Genomic DNA, 15,744 nt, shown 5'->3' with positions numbered 1-15,744 from the left:
ATTAAGGAGGGATTGTTGTTGTCAACACAGCTTGAGATGGCAAAAGCAGGGATTGTAACTCCGGAAATGCGTATTGTAGCTATGGAAGAGGGATTATCACCCGAATCAGTTTGCTGTCTGGTTGCGGAAGGAAAGGCTGTAATACCGAAAAATGTAAACCACGATATCAAGCACGTTAAGGCGATAGGTAAAGGCCTTTCCACGAAGGTAAACGCCAATTTAGGCACCAGTGACGAGTGCAGCAACCTGGAGCTTGAGGGCAAAAAATTACAGGCAGCCGTTGCAGCCGGGACCGATTCAATAATGGACCTCTCCACGGGCGGCGATTTGGATGCCATAAGGTCCTTTTTTCTGGAGCGCTCGCCCGTAATGGTGGGTACAGTCCCAATATATTCGCTAGCTACTCAAATGCTAAGAGTTGGTAAACCATTAAAACAATTAGATGCAGATGATCTCTTCTCGTCCATAGAAAAGCAATGCAGTCAGGGGATAGACTATATGACTGTGCATTGTGGCATTACCAGACAATCTGTAGCTTTTCTTGAAAGCAGCGAGCGGATAATGCCTTGTGTAAGCCGCGGAGGATCTATTATCTTGCATTGGATGAGAGAAAGAAACGAGGAAAACCCGCTTTACGAGTACTTTGATGATTTACTTGCCATAGCTAAACGCTTCGATGTTACATTGAGCTTAGGTGACGGGTTTAGGCCCGGCTCGATTGCCGATGCCATAGATGCTCCCCAGATATCCGAACTCATGATCCTGGCTGACTTGGCCAGGAAGGCAAGAAACTTTGGTGTGCAGGTTATGATAGAAGGACCGGGCCATGTTCCCATCGAGCACATAAAATCACACGTTGAGCTTGAGAAACGGTTGAGCGATGAAACTCCCTTCTACGTCCTGGGTCCGCTTCCTACCGATATAGCCGCCGGGTACGATCATATAACTGGAGCCGTTGGCGGTGCCATAGCCGCTGCAGCAGGCGCTGATTTTCTGTGCGATGTGACGCCTGCAGAACATCTGGGCCTCCCGGACGATACCGACGTATATTTGGGCGTGATCGCCTCAAGGATAGCGGCCCACATAGGTGACCTTGCCAAGGGCGTAAATGGCGCAAGGGAAAAGGACAAGCGGATGTCTATAGCTAGGGCGCGCCTTGATTGGAAAGCGGTTATTGAGGAAGCTTTAGATCCCGAGCTGGTTCGGGTAAAGTCACACCTTGCTGAGGATAGGGAGGCCTGCACCATGTGCGGTAAGCTCTGTGCCGTCAAATTGAGCAGGCAGGTGTGGGAGTCAAATTAATGAATAAAGGGGGCTAATTTTAGCCCCCTTTATTCTAAGCTAGCAGCAAGAGTGGCAGCTCGAAGAAGCTTTTTCGATTATGGCCTTGCAGAACTGAGGAAGATCGTCAGGTGTCCTGCTGCTTATCAAGTTTCCGTCCACTACCACGGCTTCGTCTATCCAATTAACTCCGGCGTTTACCATGTCGTCCTTTATAGCTCCGACTGAAGTGGCCTTCCTCCCTTTAAGTATTCCGGCCGAGATGGGTACCCATCCGGCATGGCAGATGAAGGCGACGATTTTATTGCTGTTGTTCAGTTTTTTGACGATATCGAGGGCCTTCTTGTGCCTCCTGATTTTATCGGGTGCGTATCCTCCCGGAATCACGATGCCGTCAAAGCTGTCGGGGTTAACTTCGTCGAAGGAGACATCGCTTTTGCACGGGTAGCCGTGTTTGCCTCTATACAATTTGCCCTTTTCGGGACCGGCTACCACGGTCTCTGCACCTTCCTCTATGAGCCTGATCTTGGGATACCAAAGTTCTAGATCTTCATACTCGTCCTCCACGAAGAGGATGAAACGTTTTCCGTTGAGCTTGGACATCAAACTCACCTCCCGGTAAATATTTGGTATAACTTATTTTATTCGTTATACCAAACATTTGCAAGGCCCTTATTTTAGAGCATGAGTCTCCCTTCGAGCTCCCCGCGAAGTTCGTCGTATTTTTTTCGGATAAAGGCCATATGGCCTCTTTCCATATTTGCCAAATCCTGAAACATCTGCTTCGTCTCGTTTGGCTCAACCTTTTGTGAGAGGTTCTCGTAAAACTCCGCTGCCCGCAGCTCCGATAGGTATGCCGTGGAGATCAAACGCAGTTGGGAGTAATAATCTTTAAATTCGTCGGCTTGAACGCGAAGTGCCGGATCTACAATTACATTTGGGTCAGCCGCGAAGGGCTCTCCAAAAAGTTCCAAGTAGTATTTTGATAAGGTGTTTTTATGCGTTTCCTCCCAATCGGCCAGCTCCTCGATCTCCTTCCTCAAAGCGGGCTTTTGCGTGTTTTGTGCCCACATTTTATAAAACTCGTTTGCCTGGATCTCAGCGTGTATTGCATAAGACAAAGCACCCTTTAGATCGAATTTTTCCTCCGCCATCTTCTACCCCTCCTTTGGGATGTATCTATGCTATTGTGTTTCATTCATAATAACATATTACATTAAAACTAATCAACGACGACGATGTAAGCCTGGTCGTATATCTGTATATGGTATAATAGAATTATGGCGACGACGGTTATTGTATGCATTTTAGCGCGAAAGGGGGAATACGATGACGAATATCGACAACAAAACGGAGCGCTTGGGCAGAGAACCCGTCGGGAAATTGCTTCTTTATTTTTCTTTACCGGCCATAGCCGGTTTGTTTGCGAATGCGCTTTATAACATAGTAGATAGGATATTTATAGGTCAAAACGTTGGAGAAATAGGGCTTGCAGCTGTGACTGTGGCGTTTCCTCTCTTTGAGGTAAGCATTGCTCTATGTGTCTTAATATGTGTCGGCGCAGCTTCGATAGCCTCTAGGAGCCTTGGGGCGGGCAAGAAAAAAAGGGCGGAGTTGGTTTTGGGGAACGCCTTAGCTCTTTCTTTGATCTTTATGCTGTTCGTATGTCTGGGCATGCTCTTTTTACTCAATCCAGCCTTAAAGTTTTTTGGCGCAAGCGAGGCAGTGCTTGGGCCGGCCCGCGATTATATGCTAATAGTCTTGCTCGGGATGCCCTTTTTTATGATTTCCTTCGTCCTTAACTCCCTAATCAGGGTCGAAGGGTCTCCCAGATGGGCTATGGGTACCTTGATTATAGGAACGATAGCCAACATATTCTTGGATTGGCTTTTTATATGCGCCTTTGGATGGGGCGTAAAGGGGGCCGCTTGGGGCACCTCGATAGCGGAATTTCTGTCGTGCCTGTGGGTCGCATTGTATTACGCCAAATACAGCGTATTAAAGATAAGCTACAAAAATCTGAAAATCAGGATGCCTTTGGTTGCGAACATGCTGGCCATAGGGATAACGCCCTGCATTACGTCCATATCCTTTGCCGTTTTGTTAGTCATTTTAAATCAGACGGCCCTAAAGTTGGGCGGAGACTTGGCCGTATCCTCGGTTGGGATATTTCTCACCTTGGACACCTTATTCTTTTTGCCGGCATTGGGAATAAGTGAGGCTGCTCAGCCCATCATAGGCTACAACTATGGCGCAGGCTTTTATCATCGCGTTAGAAGAGCTATAATGCTGGCGCTTATTTCCTGCTTGTGCGCCTTCTCTCTGTCGTGGGTCGCCACCCAATTCTTTGGCTGGCAGATCGTTCGGATTTTCTGCAACGATCATAAGGCCTTAATAGATATGACAGTACGAGCCTTAAGGATCGGCTACTTTTTCTTGCCTGCGGCTGCCATATTCGTCGTAACTTCATATACGCTGCAGTCATTGGGAAGGGCAAGGGAGGCCCTCATCATCCAGCTTGTGCGCCAGCTTGGAATTTGCTATCCTGCCATGTTGATAATGCCGCACATCTTCGGCTTGGACGGCATATGGATGGCCTTTCCCGCTACGGATTTGGGCGGCTCGATTCTGGCCTTTTTTGCCATGTATAGAGAACTGGGCAAGTTAAAAGAGGAGAATGTTGTCGCGCTAAAGGTTGCTTCAGACCGTTCAAGCGGCTGTCGTTGATCGGTCCTGCACAAGCGAAGCTGCACCCAGTAAGGCTGCATCGTTGCCAAGAGAGCTTATTTCTAAACGAAAGGTATCCCTAAAGTGGGGAACCAGATATGACTGAACCAAAGGTTTCAATTCTTGGAGCAACCCTTCTGCCCTGCTGAATCCGCCACCTAAAATGATCATTTCGGGATCCAAAAGGTGTACTATGGAGGCAATAGCCCTGGAGATGGAATCTAGGGAAGGCCTTATTATTTCGGCGACTGCAGCTTCCTTCCTGCGTGGCCATAGAACCTCCATATCGTCGGGCAATCCTAGGCGGATTGCCCGTCTTTCCATTGCGTCAGTTCCGCTTATGGCCTCAAGATGACCACGACATCCACATCCGCATGATTCATCTTTGCCAAATACCATATGGCCTGGTTCTCCTGCGTATCCGTGGGCACCTTGAAGCAGCTTGCCGTCTAAGACTATACCGCCGCCTATTCCGGTGCCGAGGGTAATTGCTACAAAGTTTTTTAATCCCTTGGCCAATCCGGCAAGTCCTTCGCCCAGGGCAAAACAATTGGCATCGTTTTCAATTGCAACGTTAGTCTTTAGCCTATCTTCAAGCATGCACTTTAGGGGTAAGCCTTCCCAATTGGGAAAGTTGGGCAAAAGCACAACATGTTGCCGCCCCATGTCCAAAAAACCAGGCACGCCCACCCCCACGGGAAGGGCATTATCCGAAGGTTGAAGCTGTTTTATAATTCTTTGAAGTTGGTCGATTACTCCTTCAGGGGCCCTTGTCTTGGACGTTGAAACCTTGCATCTTTTAAGGATCTTTTTTTCTTCAATCAGGGCAGCCTTAATGTAGTGCCCCCCCATGTCTATGCCTATCGCGAGTTTATCCATGTTTTATCCCTATTGGCAATATAATAAAATGGCGGAGGACGAGGGATTCGAACCCCCGGTGCCTTTCGGCACAAGTGATTTCAAGTCACCCGCCTTCGACCGCTCGGCCAGTCCTCCGCGAAGATCATTATAGCAACTACACCGACTTTAGTGAAGGCAAATAAGATTTTTCTGCGGCAATGTTGATGCTGTAAATTTCACGAGACAGATCGTAAAATAGTTTTAGGACCTATTTGGGGGTGATATTGGTGAGGGGAAGGAGAAAGGGACTAAAATATGGTTTGCTATTTTTGATCGCAGTAACGTCTCTGTTTGCCTTTTCAGGACGCTCCTTTTGCGAGGAGGAAGCTGTAAAGATAGCCTTAACGACTTCGTCCTTCCGTTATGACGCTGACAGGAAGACGCTGGAATTGGACGTCACAGTAAAAAACATGACATCCGTTGAACTGGAGGGGCCGGGCGTCATGGTAACTCTTTATGGTCCGGGAGATAAGTTGATCCTGCAACGTTCATTTAGGGCTAGAAGGGTTGCCTTGCTTCCGGGAGAGGAGTCCGAAGTTAAGGCCTCCTTTTTCGTAGAAGGGCCATTTTACGACGTGCGCCTTACTGCCCTTGAGGGTATGGGCGGTGGTTGAAGGTAAGCATAAATGCCGTGGGCATTTGCCACCTGCATAAGAAAGGAGATGGTCGGGTGGAATGGGAGAAGATAATTCAGAATTACGTATGCTCGCCCTGTAGGGTTGGGGTGTTGGGCGCAACGGTCGAAACCGGCAGGCCGGTATCGGGCGTCATGTCCTATCTGATGTTGCAGGGTTTTAAGCTCTATCCCATCAATCCCAAGTACGTTGGCCTTAAGATATTCGGGCTTGATTTTTACGCCACGATACGCGATGTACCGGATGTCCTCGATATCATTTCTGTGTTTATAAGCCCTCAAAATCAGGCCTTCTTGCTGGGTGATTTAGAGAACCTTACATATAAGCCTATTGTTTGGATGCAACCAGGTGCTGAAAATCCCGAACTTGAAGGGAGATTAAAGGCCTTGGGCTACTCCGTGGTGAGCGGACAATGCCTAATGGCGATACACAAGCTCCATTGTGGAAAGTCGAGAAGAAGGCCTTAGCAAGGAGGGATTGCGATCCCCTCGATATTGCTTGATGCCTATGGATTTAGTATATGCCGATATGTTATTATAGCCTTGCTAAGTTTTTATCATGCGTACATCACATTTTCGTCGGGAGATGAAATAGATGTCTTTGAGTTGCTCTTTGACTTTGAGGGTTCCCTATGGCGCCACGGACCAAATGGGCGTTGTATATTATGCCAATTATTTAACGTGGTTTGAAATGGGACGGACGGAATTTTGCAGAAAGTTCGGGATGCCCTATATAGAATGGGAGAAAAACGGAATATTCATGCCGGTTGTGGAAGTGAGATGCAGATATAAACATCCGGCCCGCTATGACGACATCGTGAGGGTTGAGACCTATCTGAAAGAGGTAAAACCCCATAGCCTTTCCTTCGAATTCAAGATCTATCGCGACTTGGACGACAAGCTCCTTGCAGAAGGGTATACAAAACACGGCTTTTGCGACAGTCGCGGGAAGCTGCTAAAAAAACCCGAGCCCTTTTACAGCATGTTGACAAATATATTGCAACAATAAAATCTAGAGAGGTGGATGTTAATGGCGAATGAAAAGGCTGTTCTTCTTGGCAATGAGGCCATTGCCAGGGCCGTTGTCGAGGCAGGCTGCGAGGTGGCTTGTGCATATCCGGGTACTCCCTCCTCTGAGATATTGCCGGCCATAGCCAAGTTTGCCGATTCGCTCGGCACTAAGACGGTCGTAGAATGGGGCACCAATGAAAAGGTTGCCTTTGAAGTGGCGATGGCGGCTTCATTCACGGGCAAAAGGTCCTGTGTGGCGATGAAGCACGTAGGCCTAAACGTAGCAGCCGATCCCTTCATGAGTGGGGCACAGTTCGATATAGAGGGCGGTTTACTCTTGATTGTGGCAGATGATCCCGGCCCCCACAGCTCCCAGACCGAGCAGGATAGCAGGTTGTTCGGCTTGTTTGCCAAGGTACCCGTATTCGACCCATCATCCGCAAGAGAAGCCATGGAAATGGTAAAAGATGCCTACGATCTCTCTGAAAAGCATAAGATACCTGTCATGCTGCGTCCCACGGTTAGGGTGGATCATTGCAGGCAAGACATAGAATTCGGCACCCCGATAGAGCTTGACAGGCCCGCGAAGTTCTCCAAGGACGTAAAACGTTGGGTTTGTCTTCCCGCCCACGTCAAGATAACCCATCCTAAGCTAAACCAAAAGATCGATGCCGTAAGAGATGACTTCACACATAGCTTTTCTAAGTATAATTACGAAGTGCCGGCGCAGGAAAAGGCCAAGCTTGGCATCATTGCCGGAGGCATATCCTTTGCCGTAGTGATGGATTTGTTGGCCAAGATGGGAAGAAGGGATATTTCGGTCTTGAAGATAGGCACTCCCCATCCGCTGCCTGTGGATATCGTATCGGATTTTATAAATCGACACGAAAACGTACTGGTGTTGGAGGAAACCTATCCCGTCATAGAGATGCAAATTTTGGATCGCACGAAGGTCAAGGGCAGATGGAACGGGTTTGTGCCCAGGGCCGGCGAGCTCGTCCCCGAGGTGGTCGAGGAGATCATCCATAAGGCCCTTGGCGAAGAATTTTCGATAAAGGCCGACGAGGACCTCAAAAAAGCGATCGAAGAGCTCAAGGTTACGCCTAAGCCGCCCATGCTTTGTCCTGGATGTCCGCATCGGGCAAGCTTTTTTGCAATAAGGAAGGCCTTTCCCGATGGAATATATCCTTCCGACATAGGTTGTTATACCTTAGGCGTAAATCAGAAGACCGTGGATACCTCTCTCTGCATGGGAGCATCGGTTACTCAATCTTCAGGCTTTTATCTCGCCCACAAGATAGACGGCAAATTGCGTCCCGTGATTGCCACCATAGGAGATTCCACCTTTTTCCATATGGGCTTGCCCGGGCTCGTCAATGCGGTTTACAACAAGCACGCCTTCGTCCTGGCCATTTTGGACAACAGGATCACGGCCATGACTGGCGGCCAGCCTCACCCGGGAACCGGCGAGAAGCCGCGGAAGGGTGATGCTGGTAGAGCCATTCCCCTTGAAAGGGTCGTCAAAGGTTGCGGGGTCGAGTTCGTGCGTACCGTGAGATCTTACGATATAGAAGAAAACGTAAAGGTCCTGCAGGAGGCATGGGAGTACGCCAAAGATCACGAAGAACCTGCCGTAGTGATATTTAGCCATCCCTGCATGTTGCTCAGGCAAGAGCAACCCAAGATACCTGTGCGGGTAAATCACGATAAATGCATAGGCTGCAAGTTCTGCATAAACTTCTTCAACTGTCCCGGTTTGGTCTTTGATGAGAGCGCGAAGAAGGCGTTCATAGACAGTCGCTTTTGCGTGAAGTGCGGCGTATGCCTGAATGTATGTCCTCACGGTGCTATTGAGGTCATATCGGAGGAGGGAAGATAATGCAATACATCATCGTCGGTCTTGGAGGGCAGGGAATTCTTTTTGCCAGCCGCGTGCTGGGGCAAATAGCGCTGAAGAGGGGAGAAAACGTGATAGGCAGCGAGGTTCACGGCATGGCCCAAAGGGGCGGTTCCGTGATAAGCCACTTCAAGGTGGGGCCTTACAAGTGTCCCTTAATAAGCGCCGGAGATGCCGATGTATTGCTGGCCTTCGACCAAAACGAGGCCATAAGAAACCTGCATTTTCTGAAGGATGGAGGACATTGCGTCATTAACGTGCACAGGCGCGAGGCCTTTCAAAACGAGAGCTTAAAGACATATCTGGCCAAGAGGAAAATCGACGCCTTTTTGTTGAACGGATACGAGATACTTAACGAACATATGGGTGGCAATTACCTTTTTCTCAATGTATTGATACTTGGTGCGATGGGCGGCTTAAACATCGGTGGCATTTCCTTTGAGGAGATTAAAGAAGCCGTTTCCACGTTGAGCCCCGCGAAGTTTAGGGATGATAACTTAAAAGCCCTGGAGCTTGGTAAGAACGCCGTTCATGCATCATAAGCCCTTAAAGGTAAATAAGGCCCCCTCCAAAGGCGAGAGGGCCTTATTTATGGCTCAAGAAAGCGGGTTGACTTTAGTAGAGCTTTTAATAGTCATATTTATATTTGCCAGCGGCTTTGGATGTTTTGCCCTTGCCTTTCGTGCCGCCGATGAGTTTTTTGCCATCATCGAATTGAAGAAGGCGCATGCCTGGCTTCAGGGGACCTTTATAGAGGCATGCCAAACTGGCAGGCCCTTCATGTTGAAATACACTACCCGTTCGGCTTCCACGAGCAAGTTGTACGTTCAGTGGCTGGACACGCTGGAGGAAGATGTCTTTGACTCCTGTGGAGGGTGTTATTTTAGGGGCATGAGCGCTTCGGAAAGCTTTTCGGTCTATTCACCTCAGTGGCACACCCTTTCCCCTGGGGTGACCATAAAGGTGACAAACGGATCGAAGGGAAGCGCCAAATCCCTGGGTTATATAATCATATCCCCCTACTGTTATATAACGGTCAGAAAACATCCTCCCGATAAATGACTCTTTCCTCTTGATTTTGAATGCTAAATGGGGTTATAAAGACATGCATGTGATGAAAACTGAGCAATTTGCTTGCAGGGGGCGTTTTTAGGATGAAACCGTGGTGGAAAGAACTTGTCGAAACATTGATATGGGCCTTAGTCTTGGCATTGGTGCTTAGGACTTTCGTGGTTCAGGCCTTCTGGATACCTAGTGGATCAATGATACCTACGCTCATGCCCGGCGATAGGGTATTGGTGGCCAAGTTTTGGTATCATTTTACCGAGCCGAAAAGGGGACAGGTAGTGGTCTTTAAATACCCCATGGATCCGACCAGGGATTTCGTGAAGCGCTTGATCGCCCTTCCTGGAGAGACGATTGAGATAAAAAATGGGGTAGTTTACATCAATGATTCGCCTCTGGAGGAGCCCTACGTGAAAAATAGGGATTTCTTGAGCATGGAGAAGGTCACTGTTCCGCGAGGGCAGTATTTCATGATGGGCGATAATCGCCCCAACTCTCAGGACAGCAGATTTTGGGGGTTCGTTCCCAAAAACTACTTGCGGGGGCCGGCCTTTTTCCGCTATTGGCCCTTGAGCAGGATAGGAGTGCTTAAATGATGCCCAGGACCGTTTGGTATCCGGGCCATATGGAAAAGGGGAAAAAACGGCTTAAGGAATTGGCTTCCCAGGTCGATGTCTTCGTGGAAGTTAGAGACGCTAGGGCTCCAAGATCGAGTTCATCCCCGTTGATTCATGATTTAGCCAAACTTAAGCCGGTCTGTGTGGTTTTGAGCAAGAAAGATCTGGCCGAAGATGACAAGACGAAGCTTTGGATCGAAGAGTTGTCGTCTTGTGGTATGCCTGCCTTTGCCGCCAATTTAAGATCGGGAATTCCTGGAGGTTTGCGCGGAAAGCTGTTTGGGCTCAGCGGACATAAGCCTAAATGGAGGGAATTGAGAGTTGCCATAGTGGGCATACCTAATGTCGGCAAGTCCATGCTGCTAAATGCCCTGCTTGGCAAAAGGGCATCGAAGGTAGGAGGAATTCCCGGCATAACCAAGGGCGTCTCCTGGTATAGGGCAAATGGGTTACTCCTGTTGGATTCTCCGGGCATATTGGACCCAAAGGCTGACAGGCAAACTAATATGATCCTAGCATGGCTTGGTTGCCTTAGGGTGGACGTCATAGGAGATTATGAGACCTTGTCGATGCAGCTTTTTGAATTTTTGCGTTCGCTCGGGCTTATGCCCAGATTGCTGGAGAGGTTATCGATTGCTGCAGATGAGGAAGTAAAGGCCGAAGAGTGTTTAGCAGCTTTAGCCCGTAGGATCGGAGCCCTTCTGCCGGGAGGTAAAGCTGACTTTGAGAGGGCCGGCCGATTTTTGCTTGAAAGCTTTGCGACAGGGAAATTAGGCCCCTTTACCTTGGAGTTGCCACAAGGATGATTATCGTAGGTGTCGACGAAGCGGGAAGAGGGCCTTTGGCTGGTCCTGTAGTGGCGGCAGCCGTAGCGATTGATCGCAATGATGTGTATGCTTTAAAGCAACTTGGCGTAAGAGATTCAAAGGCCCTATCTCCCAGGATGCGGGAGAAGGTGTTCGAAGAGCTTGCAAGCAGAGATATCATCTATAAGGTCCAGGCCGCAAGTCCAAACCGCATAGATAGGGATAATATATTGCAAGCTACCCTGTGGGCCATGGGAAAGGCCATTTGTGGTTTGCCTGTCGTCCCCGATGTCGTCATCGTCGATGGCAGTTTTGCCGTTCCGGGTGTGCCCTACCTTCAAAGGGCGATACCGAAGGCGGATAAACACATCCTGGTCGTAAGTGCGGCTTCCATAATTGCGAAGGTCATAAGAGACAAGGTAATGGAGATCTACGACAGGTTGTATCCGGGTTACGGCTTTGCATCCCACAAGGGCTATCCCACAGTGGAGCACAGAAGGGCATTGATGGCGATGGGGCCATCTCCGATCCACAGAAAGACATTTAGATGGAAGGAAGTTTAGCATCTATGGCCTTGAACATGCAGGGACCTGAATCGATAAAATTTCAGGACCAACAGGCGCTCTCCGGGCGTTCGTTAACCTCCATTCCGAACGGTTCTTTGGTTAGGGGCGTGGTGCTTGAGGTCAAAGGGGACGGCTATATCGTAGAAATATGGGGCCAAAGGATGTTTGCCGTCTCTTCGCTTAATCTGGCAGTAGGAGATCGCTTTACCGGCATATGGGATTCCACGAGCATGCCACCCGTACTGAAACTAAAGCCGGAAGAACTCTCCTCATACGAGAGGCTAAACGACAATGAAAGGGTCATCGTAAATGCCTTGATCGAAAGACAGCTTCCCGTTACGGATGACCTGGTGAAGAAGCTGTCTTCTTTCTTAGTCAAGTCCGGACTTGACTTGGATAAATTGCCCATGCTCGTGGAGCTTTATGCCAGAGGCATGCCCTTGGACGAATCTTACGTGAAGGTTCTTTTTTGGTACTTCAATTTGACTGACGATCAGATAAAAAGGTACTTTGGCTCGGTAAGGGAAAAGCTGAAAAACAATAGGGATATGGAGAATGTCCTTCAAAGCGACCGTGAAGAAGGCCTTTACGCAAGATCCCTCGCGTTGCTGTCTCGCCCGTTAAAAGACGTGATATATCCCTATCACTTCATTCCCCTTCGCTTTTGCCTAAAGGACGGCGAAAACATAAGGGTCTGGGTTACATCCCAAGAGACACCCAAGAAGGTAATTCGACTGATATTTCATTTTGAGGGCGTCAATGTCGGCTTGATCGAGGGCGAACTGGTCTTCGACGCAAACTCCTACGGCGTGACGTTGCGCTCCAAATCCGAAGAGGTGACTGCATTGCTTTCAAGGGACTTGCCGTCGCTTGCCGCGGCGCTTTCCGAGTTGCCAATAAAGTTAGCCTACATCAACTTGGGTCAGATAAGGGACGTTAAGGAAACGATGTATTTTGGGTTTGAGGCGAAGGCATGATGGAAGACAAAAGGAATAAAGAGATCAGGAAAGCCGCTGCTTTGCGTTACGACAGAAAAATCGACGATGCGCCCAAAGTAGTAGCTTCGGGGCGAGGGGTGATAGCGGAAAAGATCCTGGACGAGGCCAAAAAGGCAGGAATTCCCATAGTCGAGGATCCTACCTTGGTTGCCGTTCTTTTGGGCGTTGGCTTGGGAGAGGAAATACCCGAGGAAGCTTACCTTGCCGTTGCGCGAATATTGGTCTTCCTTCACAATGTCGACATGGGAAGGAGAGGCGGAGCAGATGGGGGAAATGTCCCGTAAGGATATAGGGAACTGGGGCGAGGACGTTGCATCTTCGATAGTTTCGCAAATGGGCTACCGCATCCTGAAGAGAAATGCGACCTTTCGAAGGGGGGAGCTTGACATTGTGGCCCTGGATGACGACGAGCTCGTGATCGTCGAGGTCAGGGTGCGCTCCAGATGCGATGTTCAATCCCCCATAGAAAGCGTAGGGCCTCGAAAGATCAAATCGCTCATTCGTGCCGGAAGGGCATTGGTGGAGCAGCTGGAGTGGGAAGGCCCGTGGAGGATAGATATTTTAGGCATAACCTTGAAGCCTGAAGATGTCGGAGGATATGGCTGGGAATACGTCAAAAACATTACGTTAGGGATGATGTAGATGAGTCGTATTTACGGGCTTACGCTTAAGGGCATAGATGCCCTTCCCGTGGAGGTGGAAGTTTGCCTTACGGGGGGTCTTTTTTCCATCTCCATAGTTGGTTTGGCGGATACTGCAATAAAGGAAGCCCGGGAAAGGGTGAGAATTTCCCTAGGCACCCTGGGCATAAAGCTCAAGGGGCACGTATCGGTTAACCTGGCTCCCGCAGATCTGCCCAAGGAGGGTTCCCTGCTGGACCTGCCCATCGCTGTGGGCATAGCCAGGGAGGCCGGTTTTATCCCCGAAGGCGTAGGCGGCATTTTTATGGGCGAGCTCGCCTTGGATGGAAGGTTGCGCCAAGTAAGAGGCGGAGTCCCTGCGGCTTTTTTGGCCCGACAAATGGGGCTTCCACTCTTTGCGCCAAGGGGAAACGCAGTGGACGTGTCGATGGTTGAGGGAGTTGAGGCTTATGCCTGTTCCAACATCGCCGAACTGTTTTACCATTTAAGGGGTGAACGCCCCCTGCAAAAGTTGGACTTTGCCCTGCCTGAGGCTAAAGATTTGGCGATAGAGCCCGATTTTGCCGACATAAGAGGCCAGGCTGCGGCAAAGAGGGGCTTAGAGATTGCAGCTGCAGGAAGCCATGGCGTCATTTTTGTTGGTTCACCGGGATCGGGCAAGACCATGTTGGCAAGGGCTATCCGTGGCATCCTGCCTCCCTTATCTGACGATGAGCTCATAGAGGTGATGAGGATTAGGAGCGCACGGGGCATGCATCTTAACGTTGATCGAACAAGGCCCTTTAGGGCGGTGCACCACACTGCAAGCGTTGTCGCCATTTGCGGAGGCGGGGTTGATCTTAAACCTGGAGAGTTAAGCCTCGCGCATAGAGGCGTCTTGTTTTTGGACGAGATAACGGAATTCAGGAGAGATGTGCTTGAATCCCTACGTCAACCTTTGGAGGACGGAAGCATAACCGTTAGCAGGGCTTCGGGTACAGTTACTTATCCGGCCTCCGTATTGCTGGTGGCGGCCTGCAATCCTTGCCCCTGCGGGTATCTTGGGGATGTCGTAAAAAGTTGCAGCTGTTCGCCAAGCGATATAGACAGATACGCGAAAAAGCTTTCCGGCCCAATATTGGACAGGATAGACATTCATTTGCAGGTGCCGCGGCTTACTCCTGAAGAGTTGCTGGAACTTGGCGGAGATGCGGAAAATAGCCTTTCCGTGAAAAAGCGAGTGATGGCGGCCAGAGCCATTCAACTTGAGAGATGGCATCCCTTCGGCATCAACTACAACGCAGAATTATCCGAAAAGATGATCAAAAGGCACCTTGGATTGACGAGAGAGGCTAAGATGTTCATCAAATCTGTAGGTGTCAATTTTAATTTGACGGGGAGAGGCTTAAGCAGAGTGCTTAAAATAGCCCGAACCATAGCTGATTTGGCCGGTGAAAAGAATGTGCGAGATGCCCACTTGGCCGAAGCATTGACCTATAGGGGAGGGACTGTCCTTGAAAGATGAGAATTTATTGGCCTTTATTGCCCTTAATTTCCTAAGGTATTTTGATGGCAATTTCGTTCAATCCCTGCGCTTAAAGTCGCTCCTTCCCGGTGATTTGTTAAGCACGCCATCTCTGCTTAAATCTTTTACAAGCTCCGAAAAGGTAATGGCGAAGTGGTACGAAGTCCTGTCCAGGGGGTTGCATTTAAAGGAGTTCGAGGCATGTAAAAATATGGGGATCGACTTACTGGCCTTCGGCGATGACAGTTATCCTTCTTCTTTATGTCGCCTATCTACCCCTCCGTTGCTGCTCTATTGGTGGGGCAATCAAAAAACACCAGGTAAGGCTGTGGCCGTCGTCGGAACTAGGCGCTGCAGCAACTACGGACGACGCATTGCAAGTTTACTCGGGGTTAGACTGGGTCGCGAGGGCTTTACGACGATAAGCGGCGGTGCCTTTGGCGTAGACGAAGCATGCCATGAAGGATCCATAAAAGCTGAAGGCATCACCATGGCCGTATTTGGGACCGGCGTTGACCAATTCTATCCGGCCAAAAACGGCCCGCTTTTTGAGAAGATCAAGGAAAGGGGCGCACTCGTATCGGAATATCCCTTGGGAACGAAGGGGATGCCCTGGAACTTCCCGCAGCGTAACAGGATAATAGTGGGATTGGCGGATGTAGCGATCATCGTCGAGGCTCCCCTGAAAAGCGGAGCTATGATAACCGGGCGAATTGCAATGGAACACGGCATAGAGACTTGGGCCGTGCCGGGAAGGATAGACGAAGGCGTCGCCAAGGGCTCTAACCTGCTCATATTCGATGGCGCCTACCCGCTTGTAGACGTGGATTCCTTCATTTATTTGATGAAAGGTTCGCCACAGGGTTTTCTGGTAAGCTCTGAGGAAGACAAGCTTGCAATCTTAAGCCCCGAGGAAGGGCAAATCTATAAGATCTTAAAGGAAAGGGGAGATAGGACTGTTGACAATATCGCCGGAGAATGTAAAATGACGCCTGCCTCGGTCTTGGAATGTCTTGGAAAACTGAAGCTGCATGGGCTAGTTGCGATGAGTGGTCCGGGCAGATGGGTAATCAACGAGATGACGGAAGGTGAATGAG

19 protein-coding genes and 1 tRNA gene are annotated in these 15,744 nt (G+C 49.5%); 16 read left to right on the top strand and 4 right to left on the bottom strand.

Going from position 1 to position 15,744, the window contains the following annotated elements; genetic code table 11:
- Window positions 1-18: 18 nt before the first annotated feature.
- Window positions 19-1,302, top strand: a complete 1,284-nt coding sequence (gene thiC / locus BUQ78_RS04350) for a phosphomethylpyrimidine synthase ThiC (protein ID WP_318259495.1) — start codon at window positions 19-21, stop codon at window positions 1,300-1,302.
- 39 nt (window positions 1,303-1,341) lie between these two features.
- Here thiC and BUQ78_RS04345 read toward each other — a convergent pair whose 3' ends face one another.
- Both BUQ78_RS04345 and BUQ78_RS04340 read right to left on the bottom strand, forming a co-directional pair.
- A complete protein-coding gene (locus BUQ78_RS04345; protein WP_074199403.1) occupies window positions 1,342-1,884 on the bottom strand; it encodes a type 1 glutamine amidotransferase domain-containing protein in 543 nt (180 codons plus the stop codon).
- A 74-nt stretch (window positions 1,885-1,958) separates the two neighbouring features.
- Window positions 1,959-2,435: a ferritin family protein gene (locus tag BUQ78_RS04340; protein ID WP_074199402.1), complete on the bottom strand. Its 477-nt coding sequence runs from the start codon at window positions 2,433-2,435 to the stop codon at window positions 1,959-1,961.
- 175 nt (window positions 2,436-2,610) lie between these two features.
- Here BUQ78_RS04340 and BUQ78_RS04335 point away from each other — a divergent pair, with 175 nt between their 5' ends.
- Window positions 2,611-4,008, top strand: coding sequence for an MATE family efflux transporter (locus tag BUQ78_RS04335; RefSeq protein WP_074199401.1), 1,398 nt, complete (start codon window positions 2,611-2,613; stop codon window positions 4,006-4,008).
- On the opposite strand, the gene BUQ78_RS04330 is transcribed toward BUQ78_RS04335, so the two are convergent.
- Window positions 3,991-4,887, bottom strand: a complete 897-nt coding sequence (locus BUQ78_RS04330) for an ROK family protein (RefSeq protein ID WP_074199400.1) — start codon at window positions 4,885-4,887, stop codon at window positions 3,991-3,993. The genes BUQ78_RS04335 and BUQ78_RS04330 overlap by 18 nt on opposite strands.
- Before the next feature lie 29 nt (window positions 4,888-4,916).
- A tRNA-Ser gene (locus BUQ78_RS04325) sits at window positions 4,917-5,004 on the bottom strand.
- A gap of 131 nt (window positions 5,005-5,135) precedes the next feature.
- On the opposite strand from BUQ78_RS04325, the gene BUQ78_RS04320 reads away from it, so the two are divergent.
- From BUQ78_RS04320 to dprA, 14 genes are all read left to right on the top strand, one after another.
- On the top strand, window positions 5,136-5,522 hold the full coding sequence (locus BUQ78_RS04320) for a hypothetical protein (RefSeq protein ID WP_074199399.1): 387 nt from the start codon (window positions 5,136-5,138) through the stop codon (window positions 5,520-5,522).
- Window positions 5,519-6,010, top strand: a complete 492-nt coding sequence (locus BUQ78_RS04315) for a CoA-binding protein (RefSeq protein WP_074199398.1) — start codon at window positions 5,519-5,521, stop codon at window positions 6,008-6,010. Before BUQ78_RS04320 ends, BUQ78_RS04315 begins: the two co-directional genes overlap by 4 nt.
- A gap of 127 nt (window positions 6,011-6,137) precedes the next feature.
- Window positions 6,138-6,551 carry an acyl-CoA thioesterase gene (locus tag BUQ78_RS04310; protein WP_014806139.1) on the top strand — a complete coding sequence of 138 codons (414 nt, stop codon included), beginning with the start codon at window positions 6,138-6,140 and terminating at the stop codon, window positions 6,549-6,551.
- Between the two features lie 21 nt (window positions 6,552-6,572).
- Window positions 6,573-8,432: an indolepyruvate ferredoxin oxidoreductase subunit alpha gene (iorA, locus tag BUQ78_RS04305; protein WP_074199397.1), complete on the top strand. Its 1,860-nt coding sequence runs from the start codon at window positions 6,573-6,575 to the stop codon at window positions 8,430-8,432.
- The gene (locus BUQ78_RS04300; RefSeq protein WP_074199396.1) at window positions 8,432-8,992 is read left to right on the top strand and encodes a 2-oxoacid:acceptor oxidoreductase family protein; all 561 of its coding nucleotides are present in this window, start codon (window positions 8,432-8,434) and stop codon (window positions 8,990-8,992) included. Before iorA ends, BUQ78_RS04300 begins: the two co-directional genes overlap by 1 nt.
- A gap of 49 nt (window positions 8,993-9,041) precedes the next feature.
- Window positions 9,042-9,512 (top strand): type II secretion system protein, encoded by a 471-nt coding sequence (locus BUQ78_RS04295; RefSeq protein WP_074200162.1) that lies wholly within the window; start codon window positions 9,042-9,044, stop codon window positions 9,510-9,512.
- A gap of 92 nt (window positions 9,513-9,604) precedes the next feature.
- Window positions 9,605-10,111, top strand: coding sequence for a signal peptidase I (gene lepB, locus BUQ78_RS04290; protein ID WP_014806143.1), 507 nt, complete (start codon window positions 9,605-9,607; stop codon window positions 10,109-10,111).
- Window positions 10,111-10,938, top strand: coding sequence for a YlqF/YawG family GTPase (locus BUQ78_RS04285; protein ID WP_318259494.1), 828 nt, complete (start codon window positions 10,111-10,113; stop codon window positions 10,936-10,938). The genes lepB and BUQ78_RS04285 overlap by 1 nt, the downstream gene beginning before the upstream one ends.
- Window positions 10,935-11,501 carry a ribonuclease HII gene (locus BUQ78_RS04280; RefSeq protein WP_014806145.1) on the top strand — a complete coding sequence of 189 codons (567 nt, stop codon included), beginning with the start codon at window positions 10,935-10,937 and terminating at the stop codon, window positions 11,499-11,501. Before BUQ78_RS04285 ends, BUQ78_RS04280 begins: the two co-directional genes overlap by 4 nt.
- Window positions 11,486-12,481 carry a hypothetical protein gene (locus BUQ78_RS04275; protein ID WP_318259493.1) on the top strand — a complete coding sequence of 332 codons (996 nt, stop codon included), beginning with the start codon at window positions 11,486-11,488 and terminating at the stop codon, window positions 12,479-12,481. Before BUQ78_RS04280 ends, BUQ78_RS04275 begins: the two co-directional genes overlap by 16 nt.
- Entirely contained in the window at window positions 12,478-12,786 is a 309-nt protein-coding gene (locus BUQ78_RS04270) for an EscU/YscU/HrcU family type III secretion system export apparatus switch protein (RefSeq protein ID WP_074199393.1), read from the top strand. The genes BUQ78_RS04275 and BUQ78_RS04270 overlap by 4 nt, the downstream gene beginning before the upstream one ends.
- Window positions 12,776-13,144, top strand: a complete 369-nt coding sequence (locus BUQ78_RS04265; protein WP_041459864.1) for a YraN family protein — start codon at window positions 12,776-12,778, stop codon at window positions 13,142-13,144. Before BUQ78_RS04270 ends, BUQ78_RS04265 begins: the two co-directional genes overlap by 11 nt.
- Window positions 13,145-14,647 (top strand): YifB family Mg chelatase-like AAA ATPase, encoded by a 1,503-nt coding sequence (locus BUQ78_RS04260; protein ID WP_074199392.1) that lies wholly within the window; start codon window positions 13,145-13,147, stop codon window positions 14,645-14,647.
- Complete coding sequence (gene dprA / locus BUQ78_RS04255; protein ID WP_074199391.1) at window positions 14,637-15,743, top strand: DNA-processing protein DprA; 1,107 nt, start codon at window positions 14,637-14,639, stop codon at window positions 15,741-15,743. The genes BUQ78_RS04260 and dprA overlap by 11 nt, the downstream gene beginning before the upstream one ends.
- The last annotated feature ends 1 nt before the right edge of the window (window position 15,744 follow it).

This window comes from Acetomicrobium flavidum (genome assembly GCF_900129645.1).
In the GTDB taxonomy this organism is placed as follows: Bacteria; Synergistota; Synergistia; order Synergistales; family Acetomicrobiaceae; genus Acetomicrobium; species Acetomicrobium flavidum.
The sequence above is the reverse complement of the archived record's forward strand: the minus strand, read 5'-3'. Positions and strand labels throughout refer to the sequence as shown.